The organism is Paracoccus sp. Z118 (assembly GCF_019061185.1).
Lineage (GTDB): Bacteria > Pseudomonadota > Alphaproteobacteria > Rhodobacterales > Rhodobacteraceae > Paracoccus.
In genome coordinates this window covers 1-19,085 of sequence record NZ_JAHQZU010000035.1, presented here as the reverse complement: position 1 = coordinate 19,085, position 19,085 = coordinate 1, and the positions used below count along the sequence as shown (strand labels likewise).

Genomic DNA, 19,085 nt, shown 5'->3' with positions numbered 1-19,085 from the left:
TATCTCCAAAACCAACTCCTTCGCGCCATGCCCACCCGCGGAGAATGGACCGATCAGATCAGCAGCGGCAGGAGGAGAGCGCCGTGGCGCTTACCGTTCAGCACATCCGGTCGATGCTGAAAACGACCGGGCGGGCTGCGGTGGTTGTGCCCGATAACGTGCTGTTCGAGGGTGGCGCGGGCGAGACCGTCCGCCGCAAGTTGCTGCAAATGACCGACCTGCATACGATCCTGCGCCTGCCGACTGGGATCTTCTACGCCCAGGGCGTCAAGGCGAACGTCATCTTCTTCGACAACCGGCCTGCTGCAAAAGAGCCCCAGACTCGCGAGGTGTGGTATTACGACTACCGCACCAACGTGCATCACACGCTGAAGCGGAAGCCGCTTCGCCATGAAGATCTGGCCGAGTTCGTCCAATGCTACAACCACGCGAACCGGCACGAGCGGCGGGAGACCTGGAGCGAGGAGACGCCGGACGGGCGCTGGCGGCGCTATGGCGGCGAGGAGTTGCTGGCGCGTGACAAGGCCAGCCTCGATCTGTTCTGGCTGAAGGACAAGAGCCTGACCGATCTGGACAACATGCCAGAGCCGGAGGATCTCGCCGAGGAGATCATCGAGAACCTTGAGGCCGGGCTGGAGAGCCTGCGGTCTGTGCTCGCAGCGCTGCGTGCGCCGGCGAACGAACGTCATTCCGGCGGGCACGTGGAGCGGGGCCGATTCTGATACAGTGCTTGACTGGCCAAGATGGGCGGAAAGCGGACCGATGCAGGTGCAGCAATGCAGGTGTGCCATCGTGGGATTGCGGTCATTGGCGCTCAGGTAGGATTCCTCAGCACAAGTCTCCACGAGTCCATCCCTGCCTTCGGGGGCTCATCTCGGGGTCGGGTCGGCAGGGTTCTTGTCTGAATGCCACAGGGGCAAGGCTATGAGTGCTTGGCGGCCTGATGTCTCAGCGTCTTGATCGAGACGAGGTAATCCAAGCCAATGTTATGAGTCCCAACAAGGCCGAGATGACCGAAGCGCTAAGAATGCTGAATTTGACCGAGTCAAGAATGTGGGCATCGAAGGCAAGGTCGGCCATGAACAGTGCAATCGTGAAACCTACCCCTGTCAGCAGCCCTCCAGCAGCAAGCAGGCTCCAGGACAATGAGGGAGGGCGAATCCCCCACCCGGACTTCACCGCCAGGAGGCTGAACAGGAACACGCCACAAGGTTTGCCGATGACGAAGGCTGCAATGATAGCCGTTGTGAGCACAGGGTCAAAATCTGCGCGTGCAAATGTCACCCCGGCATTGGCCAAGGCAAACAGCGGCAGGATCACGAAGGCCACCCAAGGATGAAGAGCCATTTCCAGCCGTTCGAGAGGCGACAGCACTTCTCGAGTTGCGACCCCCGCCTGGTAGAGGTCACCGCGGGCGGCCATGTCGCCGGTCCAGTGGTCCCCCGGCGGGTAAGCAGTGACCCTGTCCAGTATGGCATGGAGGCGGCTGTCGCTCACCCAACTGCGCGCCGGGGTCATCAATCCGAGAATCACGCCAGCGAGTGTTGCATGGATCCCCGACGCATCAAGCGCGAGCCAGATGCCCCCGCCAAGTGCGAAATAGACCGGAATGACCCGAACGCCAGCGCGGGCGATCGCCGCCACCAAGACAAGACCCAGAGCGGTGGCACCAAGCGGCATCACGTTCAGGCTTTCGCCAAAAACGATGGCCACGACCAGGATCGCTCCAACATCATCGAAGATGGCGAGGGAAAGCAGGAAAAGACGCAAGCTGATCGGCACGCGTGATCCGAGGGCCGCCAGACAGCCGATGACAAATGCCGTGTCGGTCGACATCACCGTGCCCCAGCCGCTGGCGCCCGATCCCGTCCCGACGATCAACAGGAAGACAGCCACAGGCACAATCATTCCGCCAACAGCGGCAGCGATGGGCACTGCGGCCATGCGGGGATGACGCAGCTCGCCCAGCACGACTTCCCGCTTCAGTTCGAGCGAAATCACGAAAAAGAAGAAGGTCATCAGACCATCGTTGATCCAATGCTTGATCGATCTGGATACTTCGACTCCACCTACATTGATGCCCGCTTGGAGATCCCAGAACGCCAGAAATGAAGCCGAGCCTGGGGCATTGGCAAGAACGAGCGCCAGCAGTGTGCTGCCCAGCAGGATGATACCCGCTGTTGCTTCAATGCGGAGGAAGCGCAGAAAAGGGCGGGTCAGCCAATTAACGGGTTCTCGTGGAAGGCCGGACTGCGGTCCGTTCATCTCAGTGGTCCCATCTGAGGGGGCGCATCGACTGTGAGAAGGTGCGTAATGCGGTGAAGTCTCGACAGCTCCTGCTCGCGGGCCACTCTTTCACATCCTTGACATGATCGCACCATTAGACCGCAGGATATCGGCTGTTAGGCGGAAAAGGCGCATTTCTTCTTCGTGCGCTGACAGCTGCATTCACCGCAATTGAATAGTTCAGATGTGTTTGGCCAATATGAAATGCTCCCGAAGAGCAATCAACAGAGCTGAAGTTTCAAGAATGCTTGTCCTGATCGGGCGATATTCCCCGCCCGTTCCTGGAACAAGCCGAACCTATGATCTTGAAATGTCCCGCAGAGAGATCCCGAAGCAACATCCCTGCTCTGCACGAACGATACAACGAACTGGCGGTCAGTGGCTTCATTCATATCCACCCTGCAAAGCAGACGCGGCGGGTTTGACCCCGCCGCGCTATCCTCGCCGGTATCGGAGTTCAGATACCAATCACGCGGCTTTTGCCCGGACCTTGCTCTGCTCCTCGGCAAAAATTCCTGAACGGCACTGGGAAAACGAAAGTCCCACCATCATCCTCCCATTGATGCAGACGCCAGACGTTAGGTCCGATCCGCACTGGCTGGGCGCGCCTGGTCGTCAGGGCCACGGCCCGGGCGCCCGCCATCGCGCTTTTGAATTGTGCTACCTTCGCCAACCATTTCTTCCTGAGGGGGTTCGGTGATCTGGTTCGCGTGCCGGCCATCGCCGGGCATCTTGTCGTTGGTGCCCATTGTCGGGCCCTCCATGAGACCCAGCGGGAGATACCGGAAGGTCATTACAGATATAGGGACAAGCAGGCGTTGTTACATCGCCGTCGTGGAAACAATCGCGCAAACCAAGAAACTGATAAGGAGCCGTTCTAGGTCCTGTCTGACGGCCGCTGCAACGAGTGGAGGTGTGGGCAGTTGCCTTGGTGAGCGTCACCATGGCAGAGGTCTGCAATGCGCCGGCACGAACTCAGCGATGCCCAGTGGGAGTTGATCGCGAACCTCATGCCCCGTGGCGGTCTGCGTGGTGGCGGCCGCTGGCGGGACCATCGGCAGGTGGTGAATGGTTCATGTGGAAGCTCGCCACAGGCGCACAGTGGCGAGACCTGCCGGAACGCTACGGACCGTGGCAGACTGTCTACGAGCGCTTCAGCCGCTGGCGACGCGAGGGGCTGTTCGACAGGCTTCTGGATCGCTTGCGGCTCAAGCTGAATGCTGAAGCTCTGGTCGACCTGGACCTGTGGTGCATCGACAGCACCTCGATCCGGGCCAGCCGTTCGGCCGCAGGAGCGGGTAAAAGGGGGATTCCGAGGAGCCGGAGCACCATGCCCTCGGTCTGTCGCGAGGGGGCATCGGCACCAGGATCCACCTGGTGACCGACGGGTCCGGCCTGCCGCTCGCCTTCGCACTCACCCCGGGGCAGCGGCACGAGATGTCCGCCTTCGAGCGAACCCTGGAAGCCGTCCGCCTCCCGGGCCTGCGAGGGCGCCCCCGCACCCGTCCCAAGTATCTCGCGGGCGACAAGGCCTACAGCTACCGGCCCGTCTTCGCCTACCTGCGCCGACGTCGGATCCGGCCGGTCATCCCACCCCGCCAGGGTGGCAACATGGGCAAGGACTGCCCGCGACGCTTCGATCCTGATCTCTACCGCAGGCGCAATGCGATCGAGCGCTGCGTCGGATGGCTCAAAGGCTGCCGTTCCATCGCGACCCGACAGGAGAAGCTCGCCGTCAACTTCGGCGCCATGCTGAAGCCCGCCTTCCTGCGTTAATACCTGCGGACCCTCAGGCCGTCAGACAGGACCTAGCTACCCTTCGCGCGCTGCGCTCTATCGAACGGTCTTCGGGCGGCCTCCTGCCACCAGGAGCACCGCAAGCAGGGCGAGCAGGCCTTGTGAAACGACAAGCCCGAGGTGTTCGAAGTTGAACAGTCCGGCAGCCCGGCGTTCGAAGCTGCCATCGCCACCCATGAAGTTCCACAGGAAAAAGGTAGTCAGCGTCGCAGATCCCACCGACAGAATCGCGGAGCGGATCGTGAGCGGAGTCCCGAGCAGCTTCCGGCCCATCCACGCGAGCAGAACGATCAGGAAGGCGCCGACGAGCCAGGCAGCCAGCAGGACGTTCATGGCGTGCCGGCCTGGAATGCATGTCCGACAGGGCAGGCTGGGAGGGTAACCCCGCCCCGCTGCCAAACCCTGATTAAGGCAGGGCGTAGCGCCATCCGCCTAACACTCCGAGACACAAATGACCCGCCGAGCTTGAGGGAGGCTATGGCTGCGTGCCCTATCGGCCCTGAAGACGTCAACTTGATGCAATCCAGTCGCGGGACCGCTTCGCCGCATCACGCCGGGCGTTCATTGCAGTGATCCGGCCCTCCCGGGCGATCATCTCGGCACCAAGGGCCTTCTGCGTGCCGGTTTCGTCCAGCGTGGGTTTCCTAGCCTCGAAGGCCAACTTGATCCGAGCGTCGACAGTTGCGGTCGCGAGGGCCACAACTGGGCGGTGGAACAACATGCGCCACCTCTGGCTCATGTTCTTTGCTATTTCGGCAGCCATCACAGGATCCCCCTTGGACCGCACGAGTGTAGGGCGCGGTTGTCTGGAAGATGGGGACTCTCCCGCACAGTTACATCAGGCCAAGGCTCCTGATTGCAGAACCTCTGGGAACGCTCTGGAGACATCTCTCCAGAAAGCGCCTGCTTCATGCCGCAGAAGGGCAGCTGCCCCCTGCATGACATATTGCTTTCTTCCACTCGCTTTTCTCGCTCACGCCTGCTCATACCCTCGGTCCAGACCCAGATTCTGCCAAGGCCAGCCCACATCAGACCCATTGTTCATGGTGAACCCTTCGCCTGGGATCGCCATAAGCATGATGACTTACTGGACCAGCCACCGCGCTGCACCTGATCAGCGCATGGCCCTGAAGAAGCGCCCGTCGTAGCCTTCAGTGGTTTGCTGATGGCCTGCGCTGCTGAAAAAGGACATCATTGACCGAAACCTGTCGCAAGGCAGTGATCAGAAACGAAGGATCAGCAAGGCTGCCGCGGCGCCCACTGACGTAGGGAGACGATGGACACGTGCCGGCCTCGGCCCTCAGCAAGTGCCACCTCAGGCAGCCGCCACACTGATAATCGACGACTCAACTCTCGCGAAACCGGAACCTCAGGTCAGGACAACATGGGATGGCTCTAGCAGCACAGCACGAGAAGCTGCTTGGGGCCGCGGCGCTGCTCGTGCTCGGGATCGGCTGTTTCGTAGTGATCTCGCCCTTTCTGACAGCAATCATGTGGGCCGCCGTTCTGTGCTGGTCCACCTGGCCCGTCTATCGCCATTTCGAAAGGACGCTCGGCGGCAGGCGAGGCCCGGCCGCCGCGCTGATGACCATTACCGCCGCGATCGTCATTGTCGCACCCTTCGCACTTCTCGTGGCAGCACTGGCCGAGAGCGTAGGCGATCTTGTTCGCGTGCTTGGGCGGGTAGTCGAGGAAGGACCGCCTGGCCCGCCCATGTGGATTGGCGATCTCCCGATCGTTGGCGAGAGCATTGCCAGCTACTGGCAGAGCCTTGCGCTCGATGCACCCGCCTTTCTCGCCGCGCTGAGACGCTTCACCGGGCCAGCTGCCGACGCTGCCATGGCAGGCGGGGCTTTCATCGGGGTGGGTCTCCTGGAACTCGCTTTCAGCGTGTTCATCGCGTTCTTCTTCTATCTGAACGGCCGCCAGATTGGGGCGTATGGCACGCACAGCTCTGGCAGCTACTCGCTCGGCGCGAGCCTGGTGGCCGAAGTGGTGCTGACCATGATGTTCCTGTTCATCATCATGGGCGCGACCCATGGCCGGGCGCCGGTGGGCTTTGCCCCGATTGCCATCGGCCTTGGGCTGACGCTGATCCACCTCATCAGCATCCCCGTGACCAATACGTCGGTGAACCCCGCGCGCAGCACCGGGCCCGCTCTCTTCGTCGGGGGCTGGGCCCTGGGCCAGCTCTGGCTGTTCTGGGTTGCGCCCCTGATCGGAGGCGCCCTGGGCGGAGCACTCTACCGTTTCGTCAGCCCGGATCCTGCCGAACCCGTAGTGGGCGGCGTCCGCAGCAAGGGCTGAAAAGGGCGTGCGGCATGGCCCGGAGATCTGCCGGGCCATGCACGGAGACATTGACGCAACCGGCGCCAAATCGGTTGCGGCTCATCCCCAAGCTTCAGAGAGCGGGAGCGGGTAACTTGCACGCGTGACCTGCCGCGCCATGACCTTGACGCGAAAGCCTCAGTATCGGCGGCTGTCCTTTTACGGCAATGCTGCCAGGGCGAGGCCAAACATGATCACGGCGTCGATCAGCATGACGGCAGCCGAGAGAAGGAAGTTGGCCATTCTCGCAAACTCCTCATTTGCACTCACCTGTTCTCAACTGTGTTACTGGCCAATCGGATGCGCCGAATTAGCACTTTATTTTCAGCACATCCGCATCGGCTTTCTCGGGGGAGATTACAGGGGGTTTTCCTCGAGATGCCGTTGAGGGTTCTGGGGTTGGTTCCGCAAAGGACAACTGAGCTTGGATATGTTTGTCTGGCCTTTGCCGAAACCGGATCGACCGGAACCACGTTCTTGGGCAGCGCCGCCGGGCCACAGCCCGGCTGTTCCTGGCCCCGCCGCGGGGCAAGCCGGTCATCTTGACCGCAGTCTGTAACCTGTGAGGACACGACAATGGCTCTGGAAACCATGAACACTGGTGCGATGCGCAGTCTCTCGGCAATGTTCGACAGCCGGATGGCGGCCGACCGCGCCGTCTCCGCCCTGAAGGCGGCCGGCATCGCCGATGTCGTGCTGACGGGCGGGGAGAACGAAGGTTACGGCACCCGCCAATATTCGGTCGAGGACCGCTCGGACCGCGGCTTCTTCGAGTCCATTGGCGACCTCTTCTTCCCGGAGGAAGATCGCCATGCCTATGCGGAGGGGCTGAACCGTGGCGGCTATCTCGTGACGGTCCGGAACATTCCCGATCATCAGTATGAGACGGCCCTCGATATCCTGGACGATGAAGGGGCAGTCGATCTGGATGCCCGTGAGGCTGAGTGGCGCAGCGAGGGCTGGACCGGCTATGGCGCGACCGGAGCCGCCGCGACCGGTGCTGCGGCGTCCAGCTATGCGGGTGACCGCACCGCGGCCCTGGACGCTGATCTCGACACCGAAGGCAAGATCGACATCGTGGAAGAGCAGGTGTCGATCGGAAAGCGGCAGACAGAAGGCGGCCGGGTTCGCGTGCGCTCCTATGTGGTCGAGACCCCGGTCGAACAGGATGTCGAGCTGCGCAGCGAACGCGTCCATGTCGAGCGTCGGCCGGTGGACCGGCCCGCTGGAAGCGGCGACTTCCAGGAGCGCAGCCTCGAGGCGCGCGAGTATGTCGAGGCACCGGTCGTCCAGAAGGAAGCTCGGGTCGTCGAGGAGATCGGGCTGAACAAGGACGTGGAATCGCACACCGAAACCGTCCGCGACACCGTCCGCAAGACCGAGGTCGAGATCGAGGACGAGCGTGGCCGGACCCTTGATCGGGACAGTGACCTCGATCGCCGGTAACAGCTGCGCCTGAGGCAAGGTTGAAAAGGGGCGGGCTGACCGCCCCTTTTTGCTGCGAAGAGCCGGGGGCACACGCACCTGAACTCGTCGACAGCCATGCGGATGGAGCCGAGACGGTGGTCGGAAATCCGCCGATCGCAGGGCATCTCCTGAACCGGCCATCTTCAGAGGTGTTGGTTTCGTGGGAATGCAGAAGGAGCATTCGGCGACCGGAGACGACCATGTCCCTTACAGAAAACGCCTGCGGAATTGTCACTGCCGTTTCCACGACCCCGTCGGGCAGCCTTGTTGCCCTCCGCCAGAAGAACCCCGTCAGTTCAGCTCACGAAGCCATCATCCAGGCCTTTCTGCCTGCCAGCATTCATCCGCCCGAGGGGGAGTTTGCCAAGCCCGGAGACAAGGTGTTCCTGCTGGGCGAACTCGACATCATTCCTGGACACCTTCTGCCCGACGGCAACGATCTCGCGATGCTGCGCGTCGAGATGTGTCTGCATGCCTAGAGACACTTCAAGTGTGGGCGGGGGCTTCTCTCTTGAGATCGCGGAGGCGGCCGTATGATCCGAGCGCATTTACTCGACGGCTGAGAGTTGTCGACCCTTGCTAAGGGGCGGCGACATCGCAACGCTGCCTGCAATCATGTCGAGTGTGCGGAAGAGCCTCTGCATGCCTGCCTGCATAGGTCGGATCCGCAGCATGGTGCAAGCTGGCCCCGGCCCCCTGAGAGGCCTCGATGAGCTTGGACCGCAACCAGTCTCCTTTCGCCGCAATGGGGAGATCGCTGGGGTAGGCTGATCCACCAAAATGCGGGAACCATCAGGCGCGGCGCAGGCTTCGGCATCACATGAGCGGGTGAGGCCAGCGCCCGCCCATCACGCAACGGAGCCTGCCTTGCCCGACTTCCTCGCCCCGGTCCTGACCACCGACATCGGCCTGCCACTGCTGGCCAGCCTGATCACCGGGATGCTGATCGGCATAGACCGTGAGGTGCAGGGCAAGCCCGCCGGGCTGCGGACGCATGCGCTGGTGTGCCTCGCCGCGACCCTGCTGACGCTCGCCGCCGCGCAGCAGGAACTGTGGACGCTGAAGCTTGCCGCGGGCACCCAGATCGTGTCGGACCCTACCCGGATGGCGCATGGCATCCTGACCGGGATCGGGTTCCTGGGCGCGGGGGTGATCTTCCGCGAAGGCCCCTCGGTCCACGGGCTGACCACCGCCGCCTCGCTGTGGGTCAGTGCGGCCTTGGGCATCGTCTATGGCGTGGGCATGTTCGGGCTGGCCCTGATTGGCACGGCGGCGACGCTGCTGGTCCTGGTCGGTCTTCGGATCCTCTATGCCGTCCTGCCGCGCAGCAGAGGCCTGCGCCTGACAGTGGTGATCCGCGATGGAGAAGGGCTCGATGCGGTCGGACTGCGCCGGCTGTTGCGGGCGCATGGCTTGCCCGATCAGCCGCTGAGCCAGAGCTACGACGCACAGGCACGCAGCACGACCTTCAGCGCGACGACATGGGGCCCCAGCCTTGCGGGCCGCGACCGCTTGGCCGAGGCGCTGCGCGCCCACCCGGCGGTGCTGGAGTTCACCCTGCTGCTGGCCGAAGACGCCGGAGCACCCGAGGTCGGTGGCTGAGGCAAACCGTCCGCTGGCGAGATAAGCCACAGGAAGTCCTGCCACGATTGGCGGCTATCGGGAAAGGTGCTGTGCAGCACCGCTCCTCAGCGAATGGCAGCTAACCTGCATCTGTGGGACGAGAAGCTGAAGCGCCTGACCTCGTTCCGCGAAGCGCGCCGCCGCTACGGCGCCGCATAGGGTTCGGCTGCCTCAGGGCCTGCAAGGTCGCGATCCTGACAGGATGTGGTCCGGGCAGCCGGTCAGGACGAGCAATGGCAGCCGGGCTCTTTCCGTCCCGATGCTCTCGTCCTCAGATTCCACCTCTCGCCGCGATCCAGATCGTGTGGCGGTTGCCGCGCTTGCCCCCGCTGGCGCGAACCGTGTGCATCGCCACCTCGAACCCGCAGCGCGAGAGCCGCTGCGAGAAAGCGGGAACCGGCGCGGCGGACCAGACCGCGAGCACGCCCTTGGGGCGCAGCGCCCGGCGCGCCGCCTTCAGCCCGGCCTCGTTGTAGAGGGCGTCGTTGCCGGGGCGGGTCAAGCCGTCGGGACCATTGTCGACGTCCAGCAATATCGCGTCGAAGACGCCCTCGGCCTCGCGGATTATGGCGCCGACATCGCGCAACTCGACCTGGACCCGTGGGTCCGACAGGCAATCCCCGAAGACTGCCCCCATGTGCTGCTCGGCCCAGTCAATGAGTTCGGGCACGATCTCCGAGACGACGAGACGAGTATCCGACGGCGCGCGAGGGCCTGCGCCGCCCGCAGGGTAAAGCCCATGCCGAGTCCGCCGATCAGCACCCGCGGCGCGGACCGGCCAGCCAGGCGCTCCAGCGCCAGCGTTGCCAGCGCCCCCTCCGAGTGACCGAGCCGGCTGTTCATCAACTCGTTGCCGTCCTTGAGACGGATCGAGAATTCGTCGCCCCTGTGCAGGAGCCGGAGCGTATCCCCGTCCGAGGCGGTCGCCGTCGCGAGTTCTATCCAGGGGCGCATCCGGGTGTCCTGTTTTGTGATCCGCCCTGCGGCCTATCTGCCCAAGGAAGGTAGTTGAAGAGTCATGTGTCTCCAGCACGTTCCGGAGCGCCTCTCAGCCCCTTTCCGCAGCAGCCAAGGTCTTTCCAAACTCCGGCCAACGGCCGGCGTGTTGTTCCGGTCCAGTATAGAAGGCGCATGAGTTCAGGACGGCAAGTCGCTGCATGCACGAACGTCCGGTTCCGGGAAGCTGCATTGCGGACCCTCGAGAGTAGGTGACTGCAATGGGCCGGGGGTGTCAAATTACGTGGCCGAGGGCTGTCTGACTACGGACGCCCGCGCTGCCGTTGGTCGGACGATTGATCCTCAGTTGCAGCGTCGATCACCCGAATGGTCTCGTTCACCTGACCCAGCCCGCGAACGTGCGCTTTGCGCCAGCTCAACCCACCTGCGGTTCGCATGTAGTGCCCCCGAACCCGATGAGCCCGTCGTCGAGCACCGCCGGCACCGCCCTCCTCGTCGTCAACCGCCTGCAGGTGCAGCCGCCCCTGGGCGTTTATCCTGATCCTAGTTATCGTCGGCGGCGCCCCGGCAGGAAGCGCCCCCTCCCGCTCCATCCGCCGCCGCTCCGGACGTGAGAACATCGGCTCCTCATCCGCATCGAGAGGCCCATCCTTCGCGGCGATCAGGTGCATCGCCCCGACCGCGTTCAGGATCGTCCAGCCGGTCTGCGGGAACGCCTCACCGAAAAACTGACTGACGCGTTCATCCTGGCTTCCCTCATAGCCGCTAATGAACCGGGGCGAGGTGAACGGATCGGCGCGCATGTCGAGCTTTGCCCCGGCATCCACCGTCAGGAACAGCACCGGCTCGATCAGAGGCTCGCCGGCAGGCCGGTGAAAGCTGCAGACAAGGGTCTTGTCCCCGATCTTCCGGATGAGAGCACCGGATCCAGTCCGTCTCCCTCTGACATCCTCCTCGAACTCCACCCAGACCGAGTCGAACGGCAGCGGGGCCTCGAGGAGCAACGGGCCGAAATCCTCGACCAACTTCACGCCGGACTGGACACTGGCGATCAGGTCAAATGCGCCGGGTTCGATGATGAACGGGATCGCCCGATACGCGATGTCCCGGACCATCTTGACCCGCCGGTAACGCTCTTCCTGCGCATCGTGGTGAAGCTTCATGAGCAGCGAGTCCGACGCCGGGTTGGTCAGATACCTGTCGTAGGTTTCTCTGATTGTTTTAAGAAGCACGGGTCAATTCTCCTGCGATTGCGGTGTTTCGATCAGGCGCGGCGAATCGTCATGGCGATTCGCTTGTCAAGCTGCTTCAATTCGGGAAGTAACAGGGAATGCAGATCGCGTTCGGACACTGGGCTCTCCACATTTTACGGCAATGCTCCGCCTAAAGCTCCCCTGAATGACCACACGATTTCAAGCGCCAAACTGTGGGATGAGCAATCGTCTGGATGCTATCTGATCTCCGATGCGGCCCCCGACATGCCGCGCGCACGTAAGTCTTGCTGCGGCACCGCCTGAACGGCCGCTTGGGAAAATGCGGCCACGCAGCATGGATAGACCTCGACCGGCAGTTATGGGGCCGACCGGCACGCTGGGAGCCGGTCGGCGGAGCGACTACAGGTCGATCCCCTCCGAGAGGAACAGCGCGTCCTCGATGTCGGCGCCAAGGTAGCGGACCGTGCTGTCCATCTTCGTATGTCCCAGCAGCAGCTGGACTGCCCGGAGGTTCCCTGTCTTCTTGTAGATCTGTGCCACCTTGGTCCGGCGCATGGAATGCGTGCCGTAGGCGCTCGGCTCCAGGCCAATCGACGAGACCCAGCCCCCGACGATCCTGACATACTGCCGGGTCGAAAGGTGCGGGCTGCCATGGATCCGGCTCGGCCAAAGGAACTCGAGGCCGATCATCTCTGGGTCGCGGATCCAGCGCTCGAGGAACAGCCTTGTGGTCTCGGTGATCTCGAACCGGACCGGCTTGCCGGTTTTGCTCTGGATCATCGATGCGCGTTCCTTCACACGCCCGGCGGCGAACACATCACGGACCCAAAGGCCTACGAGGTCGCAACCGCGGAGTCTGCTGTCAACCGCCATGTCGAACAGTGCGAGGTCACGTGCGCTGCCTGCCATCTCGAGGGGGGCCCTGATGGACCAGACGTGCCGCGGCATGAGTGGGTGCTTCTGGCCGATGATACGACCCTTGTTCCAAGCGATGCTCGTTCGGCGGGCAGCAGGAAGAAGGTCGGTAGACATGAGTATACGTCCTGGCCACCAGACCCGCCCGTCTTCGGTTACTCCGACCGCGACAGGATACCACGCGGGGCGGAGAGATGTCCTCGCGTCGGGCGGTCTGCCGGCGGCGCAGCATCGCGACTGCAGCAGTTGGATAACGTAGCCGTTGGTTTATCCCGCAGCATTCTTGGCCTCGGATTGACTGGGAGGGCAGAAAGCAGATTGATGGAGCCGCAGTATTGCAACTACAGGACCTTACGATAATTTAGTGTTCCCAACGCTGGGTGGAGAACATGCCAAGGCTCCACATCTTGTCGTCATGTCCTTATGCGACGCCAGAAGATGTGCTACAGGTCGATCTGATGGCCTTGGAGAGCGCATTGTGAACAAGAGGATCACCGCCAGTCAGCGTGTCGGCGAAATCGGGGAGAAGGCAGTTGGACTTCAATTCCTACGGATCGGATTCCAATTCGATGGCCGGTCACGGCTCGAGGCAGGAATTGACGGAGTTGCCGAAGTAATGGATGGAGACAGTCCCACGGCGAAAATGATCGCTGTTCAGGTTAAGGCCACTGAGAGCGCGTCGTATTCCGGCGAAACTGATGCGGGATTCAGCTATCGTGTGCGTGCATCTGATTTCGACTACTGGCGCGGCTCCAACCTACCTGTGATACTAGTCCTCTACAGGCTTTCGGATGACACGTTTTTCTGGAAGTCGCTTGAAAATCTCGTTGGTGAAGCCGAGCGGACACTGCAATTCGACAAGGCGCTAGACGTTCTGGACGGGCCCGCGAAGGATCACCTTGCCGCGCTCACGGTTGCCAAGCAAGGACACGGCTACTACGTTCCACCGCTGGGAGGTGGGGAAGATGCAATCATCAACATGCTCCCACTGCGATTGCCGAACGAAATATTCGTAGCACAAACGCAGCTTACGACGCAGAAGGCGCTCGCGAGAATGAACAAGGCCCAGGAGGGGCGGCGCTACGATTGGATGATCGATGAGACATCGCTTTGGACTTTTTGCGATCCACTGACCACGACCGTCCGCGATCTTGTCGAGCGGGATCAAGTTGAAAAGATTGAAACTGACTTCTTGGCAAGGCATGATGCAGTTGATCAGTAACACAAATTCGCGGGCTTGTTACGGCATACCTTGGCGCAGGACTTCCGAGATTTTCTCGGTTGGGACCGTAGGAAGAAGCAGTTCTACTTCTTGCCCGTTCCGGGTCACGTTGCCCGGACATTCCGATACCTGGGCGGCAAGCAAAAGACGCAAGCGGATGTCGTCAGTGTCTACAAGAAAGTGAAGAACGAGGGGCCGATTGATTACGTTAGGCACCATTCCTTCATTCCAAGATTCGAGCGCCTCGCAGATCAATGGTATCTGATCGTAAACCCATCCTATTTCTTCTCCTCCGATGGGACACGCCCGCTCTATTATCCCGATGCCTTGCTGTCCGGAAAGAAGCGCCTCGACACCAACAGCACCGTGCGAGGCCAAGTTATCATGTGGCATCGATTGTTATCGGACATGAAACTTGAAGATGCGGGTGGCTTGCTAAGCGCTCGCCCAGGATCCGATAGGATTATAAGGTTCGGCGAGCCGCCAATCATCGAACTGCCAAAGAGCGTTCCAGAGGATGTTTGGGGTATGAAAGGGCAGAAAGCCAGGAAGCCAACGGCAGCTGACGAACAAGGTAGTTTCGATATATGAGCACTTTTAAGGCAAAGATCTTTCCGGAGCCGGAACTGGAGTTTGGTGAGAAGCACCACCATCCCGACCCACGCTTAGGCCTGCTCCAGGCAGGCCCGCTGCAAACGAACCTTGGAGATACAATCAAGGTTGGCATTGTTGGGAGTGCTCTCACAGTGGAGAAATCAGAACCCTTTTCGCTGTCGATTTGAGGTGGCCGCTGCCGAAGATGGTATACTAACTAAAAGTCAAATCGAGAAAATCACCAAGGAACCGAGCGACGCCCGAGCCGTAGAAATGGCGGTCGATGCCGTGATGGCGCAACTGGTGAAGCTCGAAGCGCACCGTGAACGACCAGACGTGGTCATGGTGGCACTGCCCGTCAATTTGATCGAACGTGTCTGGAGGAGTGAGCGTGCTTCCGATGATGTCGCAGACAATGAGACCGTCGAGCCCAAGGAAGGCAAGGGACCTTTGCCGAATTTCCGCGGATTGCTTAAGGCACGGGCGATGGATCTTAGCTTCCCGATCCAGATTGTCTGGGAGGATGTTATTAATCCAAGCGCCAAGATCCCTCGCAAAATCAAGGAAAATTCGGACCGTCAGACGCAGGATCGGGCTGATCTTGCTTGGAACCTCATGACCACCCTCTACTACAAAGGCAGCGGTAAGGTGCCTTGGCGCAGAATGCCAGAAGAAGGTGAGTTTACAGCGTGCTACATCGGGATCAGCTTCTTCAAGGACGCGGAGACGGATCAGATCTGGACCAGTGCCGCGCAAATGTTCGACGAGCGCGGCAGAGGGCTTATTTTGCGTGGTGGCCCGGCGCAATCAGAGGCGCGGGGTCGTCACCCTTACCTTACCGTCGAAGAGGCCCGGCAGCTTACCGAGAGCGCTCTGGCTGCATACAGGTCAATCCACAGAACCATGCCAGCCCGTGTGATCGTTATGAAGACGTCGCGCTTTCGAGAGGATGAGGCTGAGGGGGTTGGTAAGGCACTTGACGAAGCCGGCGTTGAACTACGCGACCTTGTTTGGATACACGAGAGCTACTCGGTTAAAGTGTTGCGGGACGGCGATTTCCCTGTTCTTCGTGTGACCTTCGTAGAGCTTGACGGCAATGGACTTCTCTACACCAATGGCAGCATCCCGTATTATGGCACATACCCAGGCCTCTATGTCCCGAATCCTCTATTGCTATGTCCGCACCCACAAAGTGAAAGCACTATCGAACGAATCGCAAGGGAGGTTTTCAGTCTCACCAAGGTCAACTGGAACTCGACCCAGATGAATCAGCGGCTTCCAATCCCCATACGTGCAGCGCGGAAGGTTGGCGATGTTCTGAAATACCTACCCCCAGGTCAGAACGTGAGCAGCGACTATCGCAAATATATTTGAATTGAAGGCAATCGCGCGGACGTGGATTCTGGCGTCTATTGCTGCTGGCGCAGTGCGTAGCGACAGAATAGCGACCGACAGTAGGATGGATCACCAGCCATGGGTTGCGCGACGGAAAGTGACAGGCGTATGTGCGCTCCGATCCCACGGGCACAAAGCTGCCGCGCGCGGTCAGGCTCCGGTTCTGGGAAGCTGCGGCGCGGCACCGCCGCCAGCCCAGTCGTCTGATCAGGCACTCCCGCGCCGCTAGCGTGGTGCGGAGTGCCTGATCATCAGGGGGGGCGGCGGTCCCCTGCTTGTCCCTGCCCCGAAGGCGACCGGCGGGGAAAGGCTGACTGCCGAACGGGGCAGAACTGCGAGTTACCCCATCAGCATGCCAACCAGGCGCCGGAACTCTGCATCTTCCGAGGCCCCTTTCCAGCGGTTGATGAAGCGACAGACCACCTGGAGGTTCCCTTTCGCGTAATGGCCGGAGCTGTCGATGCGGTCGAGGGACGCGAACATTTCCGGATCCCCGTCGGAATCGACATAGACCAGCGGCAGTTGCGTGATGGCACAGAGATGCTCCTGCATCGTGCAAAGATCCTTGACATGGGCCTCGAGCGCTTGCGTGCTGGGGAAGCAGACATCCTTCAGCTTCATGGTCTTGGGAACGATTTGGCCATTTGCTTGCGCGGCTGTCTCGAAGGCCGTCATGGCCATCCGGTATGCCGCCTTAGAGAAGCCGTCATAGACGATGCCGCCGGTCTTGACGCTCTTCCCGGCCTGCGCCTTTGCAAGCGTGTTTGCTGCCTTCGCTTGCCAATCCGGAAGACCGTGCCACGGCGAAAGATCGTCCCCGCGGATGAGGGCCATGGCATAGGCGCCGTTGGGCCCCTTCAGTTCACGGATGGTCGCCGGCGTCGTCAGTATGTCTCGCGCCTTGGGATGGAGGGCATCCCAGAAGAGACCCGCGCCCTTCAGGTTCGTGCTGCGCCAAGGCTCGCATGGCTTGTGACAGATCATGACATGGCGCTTGCGGCCGACGGGCTCGACCTTCTCAACGTATTCGGGCGGTTCCTCGTTGGTCCGAGTCCACCAGAGTCGAACGCCGTCGCTGTGGATCCAGGTATCGCCGATCGACTGGCTGACGATCGTTTTCAGGTCGAACCAGCGTGAGGCGACCGCCCTGGGCGGTTGCTTGCCAGCGACCGTCAGCTGCTTCATCCGTCGCGCGATATAGCCCTCGCGGTCGCCTGCCAGCCAAAGCGCGTAATCGCCGACCTCGTTCGGCGTGGCCACCGTGCTCCGTCGCAGGCAGTCGGGCCATTCGTAGTTATCCTCGCCGAAAAGAGCGACATAGACGGCCATAGGTTCCTCCAGCTTGTTCCGCAGACCCGCATCTTCCACGCATCACGAGCGCTCTGCCATGGGATTTTCACCCTGTCATACGGCTCCCCGCCTGCCGGCGAGCCGCGGATCCGACGGTCTCGTCAGGCCGTCGCCACCGGTTTCACGTCGGTAAGCGCGCTCTTGACCCAGGCGGCGTAGCCTGCCCGCTCGGTCTGGCGGATCAGCAGCCAATGTTCCGCTCCGCGGACCTCGCAATAGTGAAGGAGACGGATACCGCCGGATCACCCGGATCCTGGACTGGCATTTGCGGGCGGAACGCCCTGGCCTACCGGGTATCGAGCATGAGCGCCGGTCCGGGCGCCGCCGGAGCCAAGCTGCACGTTTCCTTTGAATTAGGCTTGTGTTTAGAGCGATCTTGGGAGTCAATCGCACCATCGACGAATGTTTTCAGGACGAAGCATCATGAACCCACTGGCGAGATTCTCTCGAAGTAAAAAGGATGATGATGAAGCGGCTGCTTTGCCTGAGATCGTGCATATTCCTACAACAGAGCAGTTCGATCAGGTGATCCGTCAACTGGACTTTCCGCAGCTCTTCCGAAATCTGGAACGCCACTACGACAAGGGGAAGTCGAAGCTGGAGCGATATGCCACTACCACCGCCGGTGAGGGAGGCTTCCTACGCAAGGGACGCTCCGACTATCTACGAGCACTCAACAGAGTTCTGAATACGCTCCTGGATTCCTACACTGCGGGTATTTACACGGAATCTAGAAAGCTGCTCCAGATGGCCGATGAAGAGCTGGAAGCCAGTAGAAATAGTCTTGATGAGTTCCGCAGAAGACTTCTCTTCGCGCAGCCGGGCAAGGGATCTCCCAGCATCATCGATCGTGCGTATCAACGAGATTTCACGCTGGATAGCGAATTCTATCTGACCGAGCGCATTGGATATGCCGAGCGCCAGATTGCGCTTCTTGAGGTTTCCCGGGAGAAGATACTTCTTTCGTTCTGCTTAGAATTGCACCACGTTTACGCATGGGACATCGACGAGAGCCAGGCAAGGATTTTACTCTACCAAGCAAATGGAGGGAGCATTGTTCAAGCTGTAGAGGTCGTCAGAATTGTCCATCACCTAGAAACTATGTTAGCACAGACCCGAAAGCACACAGCCAACCCTGACAATCTGCGCAAATACTACGGCATGGCCGTAATGACTCGGCTGCTGCTGCTTCTCATGTATGAGGCGCATATTGTAGATTATGATGACAAGTGGCTCCCGGCACTGAAGAAGCGTGCACAATCCAACCAGAAGCTCATGGATGAGACCGCAGCCCTCATGAAATGTCAGATGACGGCGGCGGGCAGGGCTCAGCTTCAACGGAACCTCTCGATTCAGAGAAACACCAATGTCGCGATCAGCCAATATGAGATTGTGCTATTGCAGCGCCTCAAGAAGACCCAAGAAGCCCGGGACGCTGTGGCCATCGATGCGGAGCTTGCGCTTAACACATTCAAAACTCTCGACGATGCTATTGGTTTTTCCAGTGAAGTCGCTGCATTCAACTATGATCATGATTCGCTGACGGCACTCACACCCGGCGATCTCGTTCCGCTTTATGACGAAGACCTGTCTGCACTCTATCTGGAGATCTCACAGGAGCTCAGGACGTCGTAGAAATGGAGCTAATTGTTCCATCCCGGATGATCACATAGACGCTCGCCGGACGTCCTTGTTCATGGCAAGATCGATCCTGGGCGCCGTCCGGGAGAGGAGCCAATCATGCTCATCTCTCCGCACAAGCAAGCGACGACGACACCGAAGATCCGGGCCGCGATTCAGGCGAGCCCGGAGCCGGCCTGGATGGTCTCCGAACGCTACGGCTGTTGATTTTCACCCGGAACTGACCCGGGTTTTCCATCGAGAACTGACCCACCTTCGAGTTATGTTTCGTGGGTCAGGCTTGGGTCAAGGCATGG

Annotated in this window: 17 protein-coding genes and 1 pseudogene; 11 read left to right on the top strand and 7 right to left on the bottom strand. The window is 60.9% G+C overall.

The genetic code is table 11. The features are described from left to right. Positions 1 to 44 precede the first annotated feature (44 nt). A complete protein-coding gene (locus KTN05_RS15850) occupies positions 45 to 722 on the top strand; it encodes a class I SAM-dependent DNA methyltransferase (RefSeq protein ID WP_256449539.1) in 678 nt (225 codons plus the stop codon). A gap of 226 nt (positions 723 to 948) precedes the next feature. Here KTN05_RS15850 and nhaA read toward each other — a convergent pair whose 3' ends face one another. After that, a complete protein-coding gene (nhaA, locus tag KTN05_RS15845) occupies positions 949 to 2,265 on the bottom strand; it encodes a Na+/H+ antiporter NhaA (protein WP_217330359.1) in 1,317 nt (438 codons plus the stop codon). Between the two features lie 980 nt (positions 2,266 to 3,245). On the opposite strand from nhaA, the pseudogene KTN05_RS15840 reads away from it, so the two are divergent. Then, positions 3,246 to 4,062: pseudogene (locus KTN05_RS15840) on the top strand (IS5 family transposase). A gap of 57 nt (positions 4,063 to 4,119) precedes the next feature. On the opposite strand, the gene KTN05_RS15835 reads toward KTN05_RS15840, so the two are convergent. Together KTN05_RS15835 and KTN05_RS15830 are read right to left on the bottom strand one after the other, a co-directional pair. Next, the gene (locus KTN05_RS15835; protein WP_217330358.1) at positions 4,120 to 4,416 is read right to left on the bottom strand and encodes a hypothetical protein; all 297 of its coding nucleotides are present in this window, start codon (positions 4,414 to 4,416) and stop codon (positions 4,120 to 4,122) included. A 175-nt stretch (positions 4,417 to 4,591) separates the two neighbouring features. Continuing rightward, complete coding sequence (locus KTN05_RS15830; protein WP_217330357.1) at positions 4,592 to 4,846, bottom strand: hypothetical protein; 255 nt, start codon at positions 4,844 to 4,846, stop codon at positions 4,592 to 4,594. Positions 4,847 to 5,472: 626 nt separating this feature from the next. Here KTN05_RS15830 and KTN05_RS15825 point away from each other — a divergent pair. The 4 genes from KTN05_RS15825 to KTN05_RS15810 all read left to right on the top strand — a co-directional run bounded on the left by KTN05_RS15825 (position 5,473) and on the right by KTN05_RS15810 (position 9,480). Beyond that, entirely contained in the window at positions 5,473 to 6,390 is a 918-nt protein-coding gene (locus KTN05_RS15825; RefSeq protein WP_217330356.1) for an AI-2E family transporter, read from the top strand. A 645-nt stretch (positions 6,391 to 7,035) separates the two neighbouring features. Further along, positions 7,036 to 7,857, top strand: coding sequence for a YsnF/AvaK domain-containing protein (locus KTN05_RS15820; protein WP_254368281.1), 822 nt, complete (start codon positions 7,036 to 7,038; stop codon positions 7,855 to 7,857). 221 nt (positions 7,858 to 8,078) lie between these two features. Then, positions 8,079 to 8,357 (top strand): hypothetical protein, encoded by a 279-nt coding sequence (locus KTN05_RS15815; RefSeq protein WP_217330355.1) that lies wholly within the window; start codon positions 8,079 to 8,081, stop codon positions 8,355 to 8,357. Between the two features lie 388 nt (positions 8,358 to 8,745). After that, positions 8,746 to 9,480 (top strand): MgtC/SapB family protein, encoded by a 735-nt coding sequence (locus KTN05_RS15810; RefSeq protein WP_254368280.1) that lies wholly within the window; start codon positions 8,746 to 8,748, stop codon positions 9,478 to 9,480. A gap of 292 nt (positions 9,481 to 9,772) precedes the next feature. On the opposite strand, the gene KTN05_RS18245 is transcribed toward KTN05_RS15810, so the two are convergent. From KTN05_RS18245 to KTN05_RS15795, 3 genes are all read right to left on the bottom strand, one after another. Continuing rightward, complete coding sequence (locus KTN05_RS18245; protein ID WP_254368279.1) at positions 9,773 to 10,171, bottom strand: MnmC family methyltransferase; 399 nt, start codon at positions 10,169 to 10,171, stop codon at positions 9,773 to 9,775. Between the two features lie 589 nt (positions 10,172 to 10,760). Next, a complete protein-coding gene (locus KTN05_RS15800; RefSeq protein ID WP_217330353.1) occupies positions 10,761 to 11,690 on the bottom strand; it encodes a hypothetical protein in 930 nt (309 codons plus the stop codon). 381 nt (positions 11,691 to 12,071) lie between these two features. Continuing rightward, entirely contained in the window at positions 12,072 to 12,704 is a 633-nt protein-coding gene (locus tag KTN05_RS15795; protein ID WP_217330352.1) for a tyrosine-type recombinase/integrase, read from the bottom strand. A 361-nt stretch (positions 12,705 to 13,065) separates the two neighbouring features. Between KTN05_RS15795 and KTN05_RS15790 the strand changes: the two genes are divergently transcribed. Genes KTN05_RS15790 through KTN05_RS15780 form a run of 4 tightly spaced genes read left to right on the top strand, consistent with a single transcriptional unit; the run spans position 13,066 to position 15,777 of the window. Continuing rightward, entirely contained in the window at positions 13,066 to 13,809 is a 744-nt protein-coding gene (locus tag KTN05_RS15790; protein ID WP_217330351.1) for a DUF4365 domain-containing protein, read from the top strand. A 30-nt stretch (positions 13,810 to 13,839) separates the two neighbouring features. Next, positions 13,840 to 14,400 carry a hypothetical protein gene (locus KTN05_RS15785; RefSeq protein ID WP_217330350.1) on the top strand — a complete coding sequence of 187 codons (561 nt, stop codon included), beginning with the start codon at positions 13,840 to 13,842 and terminating at the stop codon, positions 14,398 to 14,400. After that, positions 14,397 to 14,591 (top strand): hypothetical protein, encoded by a 195-nt coding sequence (locus tag KTN05_RS18240; RefSeq protein ID WP_254368278.1) that lies wholly within the window; start codon positions 14,397 to 14,399, stop codon positions 14,589 to 14,591. Before KTN05_RS15785 ends, KTN05_RS18240 begins: the two co-directional genes overlap by 4 nt. Position 14,592: 1 nt before the next feature. Beyond that, entirely contained in the window at positions 14,593 to 15,777 is a 1,185-nt protein-coding gene (locus tag KTN05_RS15780; protein WP_254368277.1) for a hypothetical protein, read from the top strand. A gap of 360 nt (positions 15,778 to 16,137) precedes the next feature. Here the strand turns inward: KTN05_RS15780 and KTN05_RS15775 are convergent, their stop codons facing one another. Continuing rightward, positions 16,138 to 17,127 (bottom strand): hypothetical protein, encoded by a 990-nt coding sequence (locus tag KTN05_RS15775; RefSeq protein WP_217330349.1) that lies wholly within the window; start codon positions 17,125 to 17,127, stop codon positions 16,138 to 16,140. 444 nt (positions 17,128 to 17,571) lie between these two features. Between KTN05_RS15775 and KTN05_RS15770 the strand changes: the two genes are divergently transcribed. Continuing rightward, a complete protein-coding gene (locus tag KTN05_RS15770; protein ID WP_217330348.1) occupies positions 17,572 to 18,783 on the top strand; it encodes a hypothetical protein in 1,212 nt (403 codons plus the stop codon). Positions 18,784 to 19,085 lie beyond the last annotated feature (302 nt).